The organism is Vibrio sp. 10N.222.55.B11 (genome assembly GCF_041473705.1).
GTDB classification, from domain to species: Bacteria; Pseudomonadota; Gammaproteobacteria; order Enterobacterales; family Vibrionaceae; genus Vibrio; species Vibrio crassostreae_C.
This window is the reverse complement of record NZ_JBFRST010000169.1, coordinates 1-633: the sequence shown is the minus strand read 5'-3', so window position 1 is coordinate 633 and position 633 is coordinate 1. Positions and strand designations below refer to the sequence as shown.

Here is a 633-nt window from a genome sequence, read left to right as displayed (position 1 = left end):
GGCGTTGTTGATCAAATCAGCTTGAGGTTCAACGACGCCATATTTGACTAATCGTTAGCTTCTAACAGGCATACCTAGTCCTATGACTTTGTTTATAGCTTTGACATTCGCCATGATTTCTCCCACTTGAGCGTTGTAACATCTCAAGCTCAATTTACCGCTGGTTAGTCCTTTATATCGAGACATTGCGGTCTCAGATATTGAGCGATAGTGGTAACCAGACTCAGATTTCCACTCCGTTATTGTTCCGTTTTTAAGAGCCTCTACAGCTTCATTTCTGGGATGCCCATCTTCCCAAAGAGCCGCATTCTTTCGAGGTGGTATCAACGGAGTACAGCCCTTATTTTTCAGAGTCTCATGGCAACTTTTTGTGTCATATGCTCCATCAGCAGATACTGTATGGATCTTTCTACGTAAAGGGTTGAGTAATGTTGGCAGCACTTCGTTATCGCCAACACTTACAAGACTGACTTCTGCACTAATGGCCTCATGAGTTTCTACATCAACAGCTAAGTGCAGTTTACGCCAAGTTCTGCGTTTTTCGGCGCCGTGCTTTTTCACTTTCCATTCACCCTCGCCAAAAACTTTGAGACCAGTCGAGTCAATGGCTATATGGCGAATAGCTCCTTTGGA

1 pseudogene is annotated in these 633 nt (G+C 44.1%); it reads right to left on the bottom strand.

The features are described 5' to 3' along the window. Nucleotides 1-54 precede the first annotated feature (54 nt). Nucleotides 55-633: pseudogene (locus tag AB4503_RS25580) on the bottom strand (IS5-like element ISVa1 family transposase); the annotation flags it as partial.